This window comes from Klebsiella terrigena, from assembly GCF_012029655.1.
GTDB lineage: Bacteria > Pseudomonadota > Gammaproteobacteria > Enterobacterales > Enterobacteriaceae > Klebsiella > Klebsiella terrigena.
The window spans coordinates 5,019,049-5,035,461 of record NZ_CP050508.1 but is presented as its reverse complement, the minus strand read 5'-3'; the positions used below and the strand labels follow the sequence as shown (position 1 = coordinate 5,035,461).

At 60.8% G+C, this 16,413-nt stretch carries 11 protein-coding genes; 9 read left to right on the top strand and 2 right to left on the bottom strand.

All coding sequences use genetic code 11. The features are described from left to right. Positions 1-74: 74 nt before the first annotated feature. Positions 75-1,988: a bifunctional 5-dehydro-2-deoxygluconokinase/5-dehydro-2-deoxyphosphogluconate aldolase gene (locus HCK03_RS23605; protein ID WP_041143801.1), complete on the bottom strand. Its 1,914-nt coding sequence runs from the start codon at positions 1,986-1,988 to the stop codon at positions 75-77. 526 nt (positions 1,989-2,514) lie between these two features. On the opposite strand from HCK03_RS23605, the gene iolD reads away from it, so the two are divergent. The 9 genes from iolD (at position 2,515) to HCK03_RS23560 (ending at position 15,637) form a co-directional block, all read left to right on the top strand. Next, positions 2,515-4,455 (top strand): 3D-(3,5/4)-trihydroxycyclohexane-1,2-dione acylhydrolase (decyclizing), encoded by a 1,941-nt coding sequence (iolD, locus tag HCK03_RS23600; RefSeq protein WP_041143802.1) that lies wholly within the window; start codon positions 2,515-2,517, stop codon positions 4,453-4,455. Positions 4,456-4,503: 48 nt separating this feature from the next. After that, positions 4,504-5,517 (top strand): bifunctional inositol 2-dehydrogenase/D-chiro-inositol 1-dehydrogenase, encoded by a 1,014-nt coding sequence (locus tag HCK03_RS23595; protein WP_076946977.1) that lies wholly within the window; start codon positions 4,504-4,506, stop codon positions 5,515-5,517. Between the two features lie 42 nt (positions 5,518-5,559). After that, the gene (locus HCK03_RS23590) at positions 5,560-6,444 is read left to right on the top strand and encodes a sugar phosphate isomerase/epimerase family protein (RefSeq protein WP_115193703.1); all 885 of its coding nucleotides are present in this window, start codon (positions 5,560-5,562) and stop codon (positions 6,442-6,444) included. 23 nt (positions 6,445-6,467) lie between these two features. Beyond that, entirely contained in the window at positions 6,468-7,367 is a 900-nt protein-coding gene (iolE, locus tag HCK03_RS23585) for a myo-inosose-2 dehydratase (RefSeq protein ID WP_167692271.1), read from the top strand. Between the two features lie 148 nt (positions 7,368-7,515). Continuing rightward, entirely contained in the window at positions 7,516-9,009 is a 1,494-nt protein-coding gene (locus HCK03_RS23580) for a sugar porter family MFS transporter (RefSeq protein ID WP_041143806.1), read from the top strand. A gap of 366 nt (positions 9,010-9,375) precedes the next feature. After that, the gene (locus HCK03_RS23575) at positions 9,376-10,284 is read left to right on the top strand and encodes a dihydrodipicolinate synthase family protein (RefSeq protein WP_115193701.1); all 909 of its coding nucleotides are present in this window, start codon (positions 9,376-9,378) and stop codon (positions 10,282-10,284) included. A gap of 14 nt (positions 10,285-10,298) precedes the next feature. Continuing rightward, positions 10,299-12,266: a YjhG/YagF family D-xylonate dehydratase gene (locus HCK03_RS23570; protein WP_041143808.1), complete on the top strand. Its 1,968-nt coding sequence runs from the start codon at positions 10,299-10,301 to the stop codon at positions 12,264-12,266. A 359-nt stretch (positions 12,267-12,625) separates the two neighbouring features. Beyond that, positions 12,626-14,005, top strand: a complete 1,380-nt coding sequence (locus HCK03_RS23565; RefSeq protein ID WP_041143809.1) for a glycoside-pentoside-hexuronide (GPH):cation symporter — start codon at positions 12,626-12,628, stop codon at positions 14,003-14,005. Between the two features lie 12 nt (positions 14,006-14,017). After that, a complete protein-coding gene (locus tag HCK03_RS23560; RefSeq protein WP_115193700.1) occupies positions 14,018-15,637 on the top strand; it encodes a glycoside hydrolase family 43 protein in 1,620 nt (539 codons plus the stop codon). A gap of 4 nt (positions 15,638-15,641) precedes the next feature. On the opposite strand, the gene HCK03_RS23555 is transcribed toward HCK03_RS23560, so the two are convergent. Further along, complete coding sequence (locus HCK03_RS23555; protein WP_041143811.1) at positions 15,642-16,400, bottom strand: IclR family transcriptional regulator; 759 nt, start codon at positions 16,398-16,400, stop codon at positions 15,642-15,644. Positions 16,401-16,413 lie beyond the last annotated feature (13 nt).

Here is a 16,413-nt window from a genome sequence, read left to right as displayed (position 1 = left end):
GAAATACGCGATTCATTTCACGAAGAAAGCGAAAAAAGCCCGCACCGGAGGGGGAAGGTGCGGGCTGAGCAGGATTAGCCGCGGGCTTCGCGCCAGTAGCCGATAAGCGCCAGGTAGTTGCGTTTCACCTCATCGATCAGCGCCTCATCGCTAAGCTCGCCCTGCATCCAGCGGCGCGAAGGCTGACCAAAAATGGTGCGGCCGACGGCAAAGCCTTTGATGATAGGGTGGTTCGCAGCTTCGGCGAATCCGGCGCGCAGGCGATCGGGCGGCGCGTCGAGGCCAAGGATCAGGATCCCGCGGCACAGGCTATCTTCGCGTTCGATCAGCGCGGCGATCTTCTCCCAGTTTGCGCTGGAGAGCGGCGGCAGCTTCCACCAGTCGGGCTGGATACCGAGGCGGTAAAAATGTTCCAGCATGGCGTAATAGTGGCGCTCGTCCTTATCCGGGCCGCTCTCCGGCAGGATCACTTCCAGCAGCAGCTCGTGCCCGGACTTATTGCAGGCCTGCCAGACCTCCAGCAGCAGCGCATCCTGCTCGGCGCGTAGCGCCGCCGGATCGGCCGGATGATAGAAGACCAGGCACTTAACCACCTGTTCCAGCGGCCAGTCGATCAGCTGAGAGCCGATATTGCCGTGCTCAAGACGCAGCGGGCGAGAGCCCGGCAGCTCGATTGGCCGCCCGATCCACCAGCCTTTGCCGGTAATGGCGTTCAGCGCGCGCTGGCCGTAGGTGCCATCGGCGAGAATACCGCTGCGCCGATCGAGCCCGGCCTCCTGCGCTGCCGCTTCGGCGGCGGCCAGCAGCAGCAGCTTGAGCTGCGGGATGCAGGCCGTATCGCGACCGGTTTCCTGCACCAGATCCGCCAGCTGCTTGCGGTGGTCAAAGGCGAAGATGCACAGCTCAGGCCACTGCTGGCGGCGGCTGGTCACCCGATGGAGATGGTTCAGACGGGCGTCGAGATCCGGGCGCGGGACCGATTCCGCGCGCAGCAGATAGTCATCCAGCTCCACTTTCGTCGGCATCGCCGGCGCGCAGCCGTGGCGAGAGACCACCAGCGCCCCGCAGGCGTTAGCGTAGCGGCAGGCCTGCTCCCAACCCTCGTCGTTCAGCCAGCCGCGCAGCAGGCCGGACATAAAGGCATCGCCGGCGCCCAGTACGTTGAGTACCTCCACCCGCACGCCCTGCTGCAGCGGCACGCTGTCCCAGCTGTCGGGGATCTCGCCTTCCAGCACCACGCAGCCCATCGGACCGCGCTTGCATACCAGGGTGGCTTTGGTGGCGTGGCGGACGTTTTTCAGCGCCGTCAGCGTATCGGTGCTGCCGCCGGCAATATGAAACTCTTCTTCTGTACCGACCACTAAATCGAACAGATGTAGCACTTCCTGCAGCTGACGGGTGACGGAACCGGAAGCAATGAAACGCGTTTCACCATCGCCGGGCGAGGTTAATCCCCAAAGAACCGGGCGGTAGTCGATATCCAGCGCCGTCCGCAGGCCGTGGCGGCGGGCGTACTCCAGCGCTTTCAGCACCGCTGCGCGGGTGTTGGCATGCGAAAGGTGCGTGCCGGTGATCGCCAGCGCCCGGGAGGAGGCGATGTACTCTTCCTTAATATCTTCCGGCGTCAGCGCCATATCGGCGCAGTTGTCGCGGTAAAAAATAAGCGGGAAGGTTTCCTGATCTTTAATTCCCAGCATCACCAGCGCGGTAAGGCGCTGCTGGTCGGTTATCAGGTATTCGGTATCGACCCCGGCACGGCTTAGCGTTTCACGTAAAAAGCGGCCATTGTGCTCATCACCCACGCGGGCAAGCATCGCCGATTTTAACCCCTGAATGGCGGTGCCAAAGGCCACGTTGCCCGAGGAGCCGCCCAGATATTTAGAGAAACTGGCGACATCTTCCAGCCTTGCGCCAATCTGCTGGGCATAGAGGTCGACAGCCACCCGGCCAATACAGATGACGTCGAGCCGCTTTACTGCTGCATTCATAGCTACGGTTTCCTTTTGCATGTCTGCTGTACGGAAGGGTCGATATCGACGAGGTCTCCACAAACAGCCTGAGAGTGAACGATTCCCCTTAGTTTGAGAAATAAATATTTCATTTGCAAATTGGATCGAAATTAAAAAACCAAAAGTGTGAGGGATCTACCACTCTGCGGCGCCGGGCACCATTATACAAAGGTTTGCTGGCGCCGGCTGCTCTTGCGTGAAAAAGGGTGAGTAATAAACATCTTTATACCTGATTTTTAAAAGGATATTTGTATGTGGCGTGACGCAGAATGGGAGGCGGGTTGCGCACCGATGTCGATGAAACGAGTGAAATGCGCCGAGAGTTTGATCCTTCTCGCAAAATGAAATGTTTTTTCTGTATTTATGTTTAATGAAAAAAATGTTTGCCTATAATCCAAAAGTATTCCAGTGGCCGTTAACGACTTGTCTGGACCTCTTCCGGTATCGCCGCAGGGGCAAAAGCGCTAACCCACACACAAATACTGAACAATAAGGATTGTGCAACATGGGCAAACTGAGACTGACAATGGCGCAGGCGCTGGTGAAGTTCCTTGATAACCAGTATCTGGAAGTCGATGGCGAAGAGCATAAATTCGTCAAAGGTATTTTTGCCATCTTCGGCCACGGCAACGTGCTGGGGCTGGGCCAGGCGCTGGAGCAGGACAGCGGAGAAATGCGGGTATTCCAGGGGCGTAACGAGCAGGGGATGGCGCACGCGGCGACCGGCTTTGCCAGACAGTCTCTGCGCCGGCAGATCATCGCCTGCACTTCCTCCGTGGGGCCGGGCGCCGCCAACATGATTACCGCTGCGGCCACCGCGACCGCCAACCGTATTCCTCTGCTTCTGCTGCCCGGCGACGTGTTTGCGACCCGTCAGCCTGATCCCGTCCTGCAGCAGGTTGAACAGAGCTATGACCTGAGCATCAGCACCAACGACGCGTTTCGCGCGGTGAGCAAATACTGGGACCGCATTACGCGCCCGGAGCAGCTGATGAGCGCCTGCATTAACGCGATGCGCGTCCTGACCGACCCGGCTGAGACCGGCGCCGTGACCCTCTGTCTGCCGCAGGACGTTCAGGGCGAAGCCTGGGATTATCCGCTCTCTTTCTTTGCCCGACGCGTGCATCGGCTCGACCGTCGCCCGGCCAGCGCCGCGCAGCTGGCGGATGCGCTGGCGGCGATTAAGGCCAGCCGCAAGCCGCTGATTATCTGCGGCGGCGGGGTGAAGTACGCCGGTGCCGGCGAGGCGCTGTCCCGCTTTGCCGAACGCTACGGCATCCCCTTTGCGGAAACGCAGGCCGGGAAAGGCTCGGTGGTCTCCTCCCATCCGCTGAACGTTGGCGGGGTGGGCGAAACCGGCTGCCTGGCGGCCAACCTGCTGGCGAAAGAGGCCGATTTAGTGATCGGTATCGGCACCCGCTTCAGCGATTTCACCACCGCGTCAAAATGGCTTTTCCAGCATCCCGGCGTGCGCTTCCTTAACGTCAACGTCAGCAATTTTGACGCCTGGAAGCTCGACGGGATCCCGCTGCTGGCCGATGCCCGCGAAGCGCTCACCGCGCTGGACGACGCCCTGGCGGGCGAGTCCTGGCAGGCAGAGTGGGGAGCGCAGATCGACAGCGTCCAGAGCCGCCAGCTGAAAGAGACCCAGCGCGTCTATCAGGCGGTATGGCAGGACGAGTCCTTCGTCCCGGAAATTGACGACCGCCTGGATCGCGATGCGGTGTACCGCGAATTCCGCCAGATCACGGATTCAACCTTAACGCAGTGCAGCGTGCTCGGCGTGCTGAATGAAACGCTGGCCTCCGATGCAGTGATCGTGGCGGCGGCGGGCAGCCTGCCCGGCGATCTGCAGCGCGTCTGGCGCAACCGGGGGACCAACACCTATCACGTTGAGTACGGCTACTCCTGCATGGGCTATGAGGTGAATGCCGCGCTGGGCGTGAAGCTGGCGCAGCCGCAAAGCGAGGTCTATTCGCTGGTGGGCGATGGCTCATTCATGATGCTGCACTCCGAGCTGGTCACCTCTTTACAGGAGCGCGCGAAGATCAACATCGTGCTGCTCGATAACATGGCCAACGGCTGTATTAACAACCTGCAGATCGAGCACGGTATGGACAGCTTCGGCACCGAGTTCCGCTACCGCTCGGCGGAGAGCGGGCGGCTGCAGGGCGGCCTGGTGCCGGTCGATTTCGCGACCATCGCCGCGGGCTACGGCTGCAAAACCTGGCGCGTCACCACCCTTGATGAACTGCGCCATGCGCTGGACGCCGCGCGTCGTGAAACGGTCAGCACGCTGATTGATATTAAAGTGCTGCCGAAAACCATGGTGCATAAGTACGGCAGCTGGTGGAACGTCGGCGTGGCCCAGACGGCGCTGTCCGAGCGGATCCGCAAAGTCGCAGAACAGATTAATGAAAAACGCGCCGAGGCGCGGGATTACTAAAACAGAACACCCACCCTGAACCCTACAGAACCGCGGGAGAACACTATTATGTCACTCAGATTAGGCGTTATTGGCGCAGGCGCCATTGGTAAAGAGCATATCCGTCGCTGCACTCAGGTATTACAGGGGGCCACGGTGGTGGCCGTTTCGGACATCAATGCCGATAACGCGCGGGCGGCGGTTGCGCTGCCCGGCGTTCACGCCGAAGTCTACGCCGACGGTCACGACGTGATTAACGCCAGCGACGTTGACGCTATTCTGGTGACCTCATGGGACCCGACTCACGAAGAGTACACCCTCGCGGCGATTGCCGCCGGCAAGCCGGTATTCTGCGAAAAGCCGCTGGCGATGAGCGCCGAAGGCTGCCGCCGCATTGTCGATGCCGAAATAAAAGCTGGCCGCAGGCTGGTGCAGGTCGGCTTTATGCGTCCGTACGATGAAGGCTACCTGGCGCTGAAAAAAGTGATTGATGACGGCGATATCGGCGCGCCGCTGATGCTGAAGTGCGCGCACCGCAACCAGAGCGTCGGCGAGAACTACACCACCGATATGGCGATCACCAACACCCTGATCCACGAGCTGGACGTGCTGCGCTGGCTGCTGAACGACGACTATCGCTCGGTGCAGGTTCGCTTCCCGCGCGCCACTTCCCACACCCACGCCCGGCTGAGAGATCCGCAGATCGTCTCGTTTGAAACCAAAAAAGGCGCCCTGATCGACGTCGAAGTTTTCGTCAACTGCCAGTACGGCTATGACATTCAGTGCGAAGTGGTGGGTGAAACCGGGATTGCGCGCCTGCCGGAACCCTCGGCGGTGCAGATGCGCAAAGCGGCCAATCTATCGACGCCGATCCTCACAGACTGGAAAGATCGCTTTATCAAAGCCTACGACGTCGAGCTGCAGGCCTTTATCAACGACGTGCGGGCCGGCAGGCTGCAGGGCCCGTCGGCGTGGGATGGCTATGCCGCCTCCGTCGCCGCCGACGCCTGCCTGCAGGCGCAGGAAAGCACCGGGCCGGTCGCGGTCGCGCTGCCGGAGTGCCCGGCTTTCTATCAGCGCTAAGCGCGGCTGCGTCTGTGCAACCTCTGCAAACAGGACTCGATGATGAAAATTGCCTTTGATGTGGATGTGATTAAAGACCTCGGGATTAGCGGGATGGTGCATCAGGTCGCGGAGTGGGGCTACCGCTATATTGAGCAGTCGCCGCATCCGCAGATTAACCCGTTTTATAAGCACCCGCGCGCCGGTCGCGAAGTGATTGCCGAGTACAAGCAGGCGCTGCGCGACACCGGCGTTGAGCTCTCTTCATTCATCTGCGTCTATCGCTGGTCGGGTCCGGATGAAGCGCGTCGCCAGGCGGCGGTGAAAAACTGGAAGCGGCTGATCGAAGTCGCGGTGGAGATGGGCGTCCAGGTGATCAACACCGAGTTCTCGGGCGATCCTAACCAGCCGGAAATTTGCGAAGAGATGTTCTATCGCTCAATGGAGGAGCTGCTGCCGATCTTTGAGCGCGAAGGTATTCGCGTTGAGATCCAGGCCCATCCGTGGGACTTCTGCGAAGAGAACAACGAAACCGTCGATATCGTGAAGTCGTTCCGCAGTGAAAACGTGAAGTACGTGTACAGCGTGCCGCACACCTTCTTCTATGACAAAGGGATAGGCGACGTGGAGAAGATGCTGCGCTACGCCGGCGACGATCTCTCCCACGTGCTGATCGCCGATACCCGCAACCATACCAGGCACTGCCGTTACATCGTTAACCCGCCGGGCGTTGATGCCGCCGTGCACCAGCACGTGGGCGTCGGCGAAGGGGACGTAGATTTCAACGCGCTGTTCCGCACGCTGCGCGAGATGAAATTTGCCGAACGGACGTTCAAAGTCGGCGGCGAGCCGATTGTGGCCGCCTCCCTGTTCGGCTACCCGGAGAAGATGAAGTACCAGGCAGTGGAAACCCGTGAACTCATCGAACGTGAATTGCTGCGTCGTTAAGACGCGGCGGCAGGAGCAACCTAATGAACAAAGATAATATCAAACTGGCTATTGCCCCGATCGGCTGGACTAACGACGACATGCCGGAGCTGGGCAGCGAAAACACCTTCCAGCAGATCGTCAGCGAAATGGCGCTGGCGGGCTTTAGCGGCAGCGAAGTCGGCAGTAAATATCCCCGCGATCCGGCGGTGCTGCAGCCGATGCTGGCGATCCGCGGTATCCAGATCTGCAACGCCTGGTTTAGCACCTTTTTTGCCGACGGGCAGCGCGAAAAAACCATTGATGAATTCGTTAACCATATGAATTTCCTCCATGCGATGGGGGCGAAGGTGATCGGCTGCTCCGAGCAAAGCGGCAGCATCCAGGGGCTGGACAAGCCGATTCTGGCCGATGCCAAGCCGTGCTTTAGCGAAGAGGAGTGGCAGCGGGTTGCCGAGGGCTACAACACCCTGGGGCGCCTGGCTGCGGAAAAAGGGATGCAGGTTTGCCTGCACCACCACATGGGAACCGGCGTTCAAACGACGGCAGAGATCGATAAGTTTATGTCGCTGGTGGATGACGGCGTCTTCCTGCTGTACGACACCGGCCACGCCTGGTACTCCGAAGGCGGCGCGGAGCCGATGCTGGCGATCCTCAAAAAATATCTGCCGCGTATCAACCACGTGCACCTGAAGGACGTGCGCCCGGCGGTGATTGAGCAGGTGCGCCGCGAGGGGCTTTCCTTCCTCGACGGCGTGAAGAAGGGCACCTTTACCGTGCCCGGCGACGGCGCGATCGATTTCCGTCCGGTATTTAAGCTGCTGGATGATTTTGGCTACAAGGGCTGGATGGTAGTGGAAGCCGAGCAGGATCCGGCGCTGGCCAACCCCTTCGAATATGCGCTGAAGGCGCGGAAATATATTCGCGAAATGGCAGGAATTTAATCGTTGCTTCACTTCAGGCCATGCAGCAGCGTGGCCTGCTTTTTCCCGGCGCCGTGCGCTAATCAAATAAACACGTCAGTGAGGCCATCGCCTCTGCATTCAGACCAGAGCGGATCTCCCCCTACAAGGCAGGTTACTGGAGTCTTTTATGTCAAAGGAACAATATCTCACCCTCAACAGGGCCTCGGGGCCCAATAGCGACGCCCCGACCACGCCGTTTGTGAAAGTCGTTGCGCTGATAGCAACGCTCGGCGGTTTGCTGTTCGGCTACGATACCGGCGTTATCTCCGGCGCATTGCTGTTTATGGGCAATGAGCTGCATCTCACCCCGTTCACCACCGGCCTGGTGACCAGCTCGCTGCTGTTCGGTGCCGCGTTCGGCGCGCTGCTTTCCGGCTATATGGCCAGCGCGGCGGGTAGAAAGAAAATCATCCTCTGGCTGGCGGTTATCTTCGCCATTGGCGCCATCGGTACCGCGCTGGCGCCCGACGTTAACTGGATGATTTTCTTTCGCCTGGTGCTCGGCGTGGCGGTTGGCGGCGCGGCGGCAACCGTGCCGGTCTATATCGCCGAAATGGCGCCGGCGAACAAGCGCGGGCAGCTGGTGACGCTGCAGGAGCTGATGATTGTCTCGGGCCAGCTGCTGGCCTATATCTCGAACGCTGGCTTCCACGCCGTATGGGGCGGGGAGAGTACCTGGCGCTGGATGCTGGCGGTCGCCACACTGCCCGCCGTACTGCTGTGGTTTGGCATGATGTTTATGCCGGATTCGCCGCGCTGGTACGCGATGAAGGGGCGCCTGGCGGAAGCGCGTCGGGTTCTGGAGCGCACTCGCCGCAAAGAGGACGTCGAGTGGGAGCTGATGGAGATCAGCGAAACGCTCGATGAGCAGCGCAGTCTCGGCAAGCCGCGGTTCCGCGAAATTATGACTCCGTGGCTGTTTAAGCTGTTTATGATTGGTATCGGTATTGCCGTTATTCAGCAGCTTACCGGCGTAAACACCATTATGTACTACGCGCCAACGGTGCTGACGTCGGTGGGGATGAGCGATAACGCCGCGCTGTTTGCCACCATTGCCAACGGGGTGGTGTCGGTATTGATGACCTTTGTCGGCATCTGGATGCTGGGTAAAATTGGCCGCCGGACGATGACCATGATCGGCCAGTTTGGCTGTACCGCCTGCCTGGTGTTTATCGGCGCGGTGAGCTATTTGCTGCCGGAAACCGTCAACGGCCAGCCGGACGCGCTGCGGGCCTATATGGTGCTGGTGGGCATGCTGCTGTTCCTCAGCTTCCAGCAGGGCGCGCTGTCGCCGGTGACCTGGCTGCTGCTGTCGGAGATCTTCCCCACCCGCCTGCGCGGGATCTTTATGGGCGGGGCGGTGTTCTCAATGTGGATCGCCAACTTCATGATTTCGCTCTTCTTCCCGATCCTGCTGTCGTGGATTGGCCTCTCCGGAACCTTCTTTATCTTCGCCGGGATCGGCGTGTTTGGCGCGCTGTTCGTCATTAAATGCGTGCCGGAAACCCGCAACCGCAGCCTCGAGCAGATTGAGCACTATCTGCAGGACCGGCTTGATACCAGCGAAGAGCGCAAGGCCGCGCGTAAGGTGTGGGCCGAATCCCAGGCGGATAAGGCCTAAGCCAGCGTTAATCCAACGAATCCCGTCAGGCCCGGCGCCTGGCGGGGAGACGGGCCTGCGGGCCCGCGCTCCTGTAGTCCGCACCGGCGCCGCGCGCTATCTTCGACATTTTCCCCGCCCGTATTGCGCCTGATGAAAGCAGAGTTTGCCGCGTATTGAGGATTTTCTCCGCCTCCGCTGCGCTGAGCGGGGCGATAGATCAGCGCCGTTGCAGCATTATGTGATCCAGCCTGAAAAACCGGCACTTACGTCCGCAACCCCATTTACCTTCCCTTTCCCGGCAGCATAGTATGATCGTTAAATAAACGAACGCTGTTCTACAATGTAGAACAAAAATAGCGAGCAATGCTTCAGCAAGGAGATCTCATGCAGCAGACCGTGCAGTTCTCGGGGATTATTCCGCCTGTTTCCACCATCTTTACCGCCGACGGCCAGCTTGATAAGCCGGGCTTCGCGGCGCTTATCGACGATACGATCGCCGCGGGCGTTGACGGCCTGTTCTTCCTCGGCAGCGGCGGGGAGTTCTCGCAGCTCGGCACCGAAGAGCGTAAAGCGGTTGCGGCATTCGCTATCGGCCACGTCGATCGGCGGGTGCCGGTTCTGATTGGCACCGGCGGCACCAACGCGCGGGAGACCATAGCGCTCAGCCAGCACGCGCAGGCGGAAGGGGCTGACGGCATTGTGGTGATTAACCCCTACTACTGGAAAGTGTCGGAACAGAACCTGATCCGCTACTACCAGCAGGTGGCGGACTGCGTGACGCTGCCGGTTATTCTCTATAACTTCCCGACGCTCAGCGGCCAGGACCTGACGCCAGCGCTGGTCAAAACCCTGGCGGATTCGCGCAGCAATATCGTCGGCATCAAGGACACCATCGACTCCGTGGCCCATCTGCGCAGCATGATCCTGACCGTAAAGGCGGCGCACCCGAACTTCTCGGTGCTCTGCGGCTACGACGATCACCTGTTCAATACGCTGCTGCTGGGCGGCGACGGGGCGATCTCGGCCAGCGCTAACTTTGCGCCGCAGCTGTCGGTTAAGCTGCTGCAGGCCTTCCGCGACGGCGACCTGGCGCAGGCGGCGCACTATCATCAGACGCTGCTGCAAATCCCGCAGATCTACCAGCTCGATACGCCGTTCGTGAACGTCATTAAAGAGGCGACAGTCCTGTGCGGCCGGCCGCTGTCAACGCACGTGCTGCCGCCGGCCTCGCCGCTGAATGAGGCGGGCAAGGCGCAGCTCAAAGCGCTGCTGCAACGGCTCAAGCTCTGCTGATACGGAAAAAAACGATGACTATCGACAAGATTTTCACCCCGCAGGACGATGCATTCTATGCGGTCACCACCCACGCCGCTGGCCCTCAGGGCGCGCTGCCGCTGACGCCGCAGATGCTGATGGAGTCGCCGAGCGGCAACCTGTTCGGCATGACGCAGAACGCCGGTATGGGCTGGGACGCCAACAAGCTGACGGGCAAAGAGGTGCTGATCGTCGGCACCCAGGGCGGCATTCGCGCCGGCGACGGTCGGCCGATCGCGCTGGGCTACCATACCGGGCACTGGGAGATTGGCCTGCAGATGCAGGCGGCGGCAAAGGAGATCACCCGCAACGGCGGCATTCCCTTCGCCGCCTTCGTCAGCGATCCGTGCGACGGGCGCTCCCAGGGCACCCACGGGATGTTCGACTCCCTGCCGTACCGCAACGACGCGGCGATCGTGTTTCGCCGCCTGATCCGCTCCCTGCCTACCCGGCGGGCGGTGATCGGCGTCGCCACCTGCGACAAGGGGCTGCCGGCAACGATGATCGCCCTGGCGGCGATGCATAATCTGCCGACGATCCTCGTACCCGGCGGGGCGACGCTGCCGCCAACCTTTGGCGAGGATGCCGGAAAGGTACAGACCATCGGCGCGCGCTACGCCAACCACGAGCTGTCGCTGCAGGAAGCGGCGGAACTCGGCTGCCGCGCCTGCGCGTCGCCGGGCGGCGGCTGCCAGTTTTTAGGCACCGCCGGCACCTCGCAGGTGGTGGCGGAGGCGCTGGGCATGGCGCTGCCGCATTCGGCGCTGGCCCCGTCCGGGCAGGACGTGTGGCTGGAGATCTCCCGCCAGTCGGCAAGGGCGGTGAGCGAGCTGGATAATCGCGGCATTACCACCCGCGATATCCTGACCGATAAGGCTATCGAAAATGCGATGGTGCTCCACGCCGCGTTTGGCGGCTCGACCAACCTGCTGCTGCATATTCCGGCCATTGCCCACGCGGCGGGCTGCACCATTCCCGACGTTGACCACTGGACGCGGATCAACCGCAAGGTCCCGCGGCTGGTCAGCGTGCTGCCCAACGGCCCGGACTATCATCCGACGGTGCGCGCGTTCCTCGCCGGCGGCGTGCCGGAAGTCATGCTGCACCTGCGCGATCTTGGCCTGCTGCACCTGGACGCCATGACGGTCACGGGCCAGACGGTCGGGGAAAACCTCGACTGGTGGCAGGCCTCTGAGCGTCGGCAGAAGTTCCGCCAGTGCCTGCTGGAGCAGGACGGCGTCGATCCGGATGACGTGATCCTGCCGCCGGAGCGCGCCAGGGCGAAAGGGCTCACCTCGACGGTGGCCTTCCCGGTGGGCAACATCGCGCCGGAAGGGTCGGTCGTCAAAGCCACGGCCATCGACCCGTCGGTGGTGGGCGACGACGGCGTGTATCGCCACACCGGCCGGGCGCGGGTATTTGTCTCTGAAGCGCGGGCGATCGGGGCGATTAAAAACGGCGAGATTGAGCGGGGCGATATCATGGTGGTGATCGGCGGCGGGCCGTCCGGCACCGGCATGGAGGAGACCTACCAGCTCACCTCGGCGCTGAAGCACGTTTCGTGGGGCAAAACGGTTTCGCTGATCACCGACGCGCGCTTCTCCGGCGTCTCGACCGGCGCCTGTTTTGGCCACGTCGCGCCCGAGGCGCTGGCGGGCGGGCCCATCGGCAGGCTGCGCGATAACGACATTATCGAGATCGTGGTTGACCGCCTGGCCCTGACCGGCAGCGTGAACTTTATCGGCACGGCGGAGGCGCGCCTGACGCCGGAAGAGGGCGCCCTGGCGCTGGCGGCGAGAGCGCCGCATCCGGATCTGCACCCTCACGATTTTTTACCGGACGATACGCGGCTCTGGGCCGCGCTGCAGTCGGTGAGCGGCGGCACCTGGAAAGGCTGTATTTATGATACTGATAAAATTATTGAGGTTATTAACGCCGGTAAAAAAGCCCTCGGCTTATAAATAATTAAGCGTTAATTTTAGCCTGCGGAACATATTCCGCGGGCGAATTTTCATTGGCCTAAAAAGGTTATTTTTAGAGGGGTTTATTATTTAATAAGCCATTAAAAAATAAAAGCTAAAAATATTTTTTCAGTTTTCGATTTATACCGACCGCAATCACAAAAACCAAAAAACATAATTCATAAATTAAAAATGGTCATTGCCGTAAAAACGAGCAGCTTATTACACTCTGTTAACACGAAAACGTGAATTAGGCACACGCATCACGGGTGTTTTCCTGACGACGCAGCGGGTATTTTTTTGCCCTCTTCAGGCCCCTGACGTTTGCATCATTCCACTCTTTGGGGTTGGGGATAAATATGCAATTAACCATGAAAGATAAAATTGGCTACGGGCTGGGTGATACCGCCTGCGGCTTTGTCTGGCAGGCAACGATGTTCCTGCTGGCCTATTTCTATACCGACGTCTTTGGGCTCTCCGCCGGGGTGATGGGCACGCTGTTTTTAGTTTCGCGCGTGCTGGATGCCGTCACCGATCCGCTGATGGGGCTGCTGGTGGATCGCACCCGTACCCGCCACGGTCAGTTCCGCCCGTTCCTGCTGTGGGGGGCGATCCCGTTTGGCCTCGTCTGCATGCTGACCTTCTACACGCCGGACTTCTCCGCGCAGGGTAAAATCATCTATGCCAGCATCACCTATATCCTGCTGACGCTGGTGTACACCTTCGTCAACGTGCCCTACTGTGCGATGCCGGGGGTGATCACCGCCGATCCGAAAGAGCGCCACACGCTGCAGTCGTGGCGCTTTTTCCTTGCTGCCGCCGGATCGCTGGCGATCAGCGGTATCGCGCTGCCGCTGGTGGGGATCATCGGCAAGGGCAACGAGCAGGTGGGCTACTTTGGCGCGATGTGCGTGCTGGGGCTGACCGGCGTGGTGCTGCTGTACGTCTGCTTCTTTACCACCAAAGAGCGCTACACCTTTGAGGTACAGCCGGGCGCCTCGGTGATGAAAGATCTCCGGCTGCTGTTCGGCAATACCCAGTGGCGGATCATGTGCACCTTCAAAATGATGGCGACCTGTTCCAACGTGGTGCGCGGCGGGGCGACGCTCTACTTCGTCAAATACGTAATGGATCACCCGGAGATGGCGATGCAGTTTCTGCTGTACGGCAGCATCGCCACCATGTTCGGCTCGCTGGCCTCGTCGCGCCTGCTGGGGCGCTTCGATCGGGTGAAGGCCTTCAAAGGAATTATCGTCGTCTATTCGCTGTTAAGCCTGCTGCTGTTCTTTATCCCTGCCGAACATATTGCGCTGATTTTCGCGCTCAACATCGTTTTCCTGTTCATCTTTAACACCACCACGCCGCTGCAGTGGCTGATGGCCTCCGACGTGGTGGATTACGAAGAGAGCCGCAGCGGCCGCCGCCTCGACGGCCTGGTGTTCTCCACCTATCTGTTCAGCCTGAAGATTGGCCTGGCGATCGGCGGCGCGGTGGTGGGCTGGGTTCTCGCCTTTGTGAACTACTCCGCCAGCAGCAGCGTGCAGCCGGTGGAAGTGCTCACCACCATTAAAATCCTGTTCTGCGTGGTGCCGGTGGTGCTCTACGTCGGCATGTTCATCATGCTCTCACTTTACAAGCTGAGCGATGAGCGCGTTGAGGCCATCAGCCAGCAGCTGCTTAAGCATCGCGCGGCGCAGAGTGAAGATGTTCCTGCCGCCGCGGCCGCCGCATCCAATTAAGAGGGAGACAATATGTATACGATTACTAACCCGATTTTGACCGGCTTCAACCCCGACCCGTCGCTGTGCCGGCAGGGCGAGGATTACTACATCGCGACGTCCACCTTTGAGTGGTTTCCGGGCGTGCGCATTTACCACTCGCGGGATTTGAAAAACTGGTCGCTGGTCAGTACGCCGCTGGACCGCGTGTCGATGCTGGATATGAAAGGCAACCCTGACTCTGGCGGTATCTGGGCGCCGTGCCTGAGCTACGCCGACGGCCTGTTCTGGCTGCTGTATACCGATGTGAAGATCGTTGATTCGCCGTGGAAAAACGGCCGTAACTATCTGGTGACCGCTCCGTCCGTCGAAGGCCCGTGGAGCGAGCCGATTGCGATGGGCAACGGCGGGTTTGACCCGTCGCTGTTTCACGATAGCGATGGCCGCAAATACTACATCTATCGCCCGTGGGGGCCGCGCCACCACAGCGATCCGCACTGTACTATCGTCATGCAGGAGTACTTCCCGCAGACGCAAACCCTGTCGCCGACGCGCAAAACCCTGTTTACCGGCACCGACCTGCGCTATACCGAAGGGGCGCACCTGTACCGCAAAGAGGGCTGGTACTACCTGCTGGTGGCGGAGGGCGGCACCAGCTACGAGCACGCGGTGGTGGTGCTGCGGGCGAAAAATATCGACGGACCCTACGAGCTCTCTCCTGAGGTGACGCTGATGAGCAGCTGGCACCTGCCGGAGAACCCGCTGCAGAAAAGCGGCCACGGTTCGCTGCTGGAGACGCATACCGGCGAGTGGTATATGGCGTACCTCGTCAGCCGCCCGCAGCGCCTGCCCGGCGTGCCGCTGCTGGCGTCCGGCGGGCGCGGCTACTGCTCGCTGGGGCGTGAAACCGGCATTACGCCCGTCGCCTGGCGCGACGGCTGGCCGGTCATCGAGGGCGGCAAGCACGCGGCGCTGACGGTGCCCGGCCCGCAGATGACGGAAAGCAAAGCGGCGGCAGAGCCGGCGTGGTGCGACGAGTTCGACGGCGCAGCCCTCGACCCGGAGCTGCAAACCCTGCGCATTCCCTTCGATGAGACGCTCGGCTCCCTCAGCGCCCGGCCGGGCTATCTGCGCCTGTACGGCAACGATTCGCTTAACTCCACCTTTACCCAGTCCACCGTGGCGCGGCGCTGGCAGCACTTTGCCTTCCGCGCCGAAACGCGGATGGAGTTCGCGCCGGAGAACTTCCAGCAGAGCGCCGGTTTAACCTGCTATTACAACACCAAAAACTGGAGCTACTGTTTTGTCGACTTCGAAGAGGGGCGGGGCAGAACGCTGAAGGTGCTGCAGCTCGACCACAACGTGCCTTCCTGGCCGCTGCACGAGCAGCCGATCCCGGTGCCGGACGAGGCGCAGAGCGTGTGGCTGCGGGTGGACGTCGACCACCTGGTGTACCGCTATAGCTATTCGTTTGACGGCGAGAACTGGCACCGGGTGCCTGTCGACTATGCGGCGTGGAAGCTGTCGGACGACTATATCGGCGGCCGCGGGTTCTTTACCGGGGCGTTTGTCGGCCTGCACTGCGAGGACATCAGCGGCGACGGCTGCTACGCTGATTTTGACTACTTCCGCTACCTGCCGGTAGAGGCGTAGGCCATCAGGCCGGGTAGCCCAGCGCTTTTGACAGCTGGCGCCCGGCCTCTTCCAGCTGCAGCCGGTAGCGGGTGAGCTCGTCGTCATCCACCCGTGAGGTAAGGGTGGAGAGACTCAGCGCGGCAATCACCCGCGATTCATGATTCCACACCGGTACCGCCACGCAGCGCACGCCCTGTTCGTTCTCTTCGCTGTCCAGGGCGTAGCCCCGGGCGCGGGTTTGCGCCAGGACATCCAGCAGCGCCTCGCGGGAGGTGATGGTCGCGGGCGTGAAGGCGGTGTAGTGATAGCCATCGAGCAGGGGATCCCGCTCGGCGTCGCTCAGCCAGGCAATCAGCACCTTGCCGATGGCGGTGGCGTGCACCGGCAGGCGGCGGCCAATGCGCGAGTAGGCGATGGCGGCGAGCCGGCCTTCGATCTTCTCTATATAGACGCCTTCGCGGCCGTCGAGAATACCGAGATGGGTGGTCTGCCCGGTATGCTGCGAGAGCTCCGTCAGCCAGCCCTTCGCCTTCTGGCGGATATCCATTGAGCCCACCACAAAGTGGCCGCGCTCCACCAGCTTCATGCCGAGGCGGTATTTGCCGTTTTCCGGGTTCTGATCGATATAGCCGTGCAGCTGCAGGGTTTTGAGCAGCGAATGGAGCGTGCTTTTGCTCAGGCCCATTTGCTTGCTGATGTCGGTGATTTTGAGCTCCTTCGCCTGGTCGTTAAACAGATCGAGGATCGTCAAGGCACGTTCAACAGACTGAATAATAGGCATTATGTACGACCAT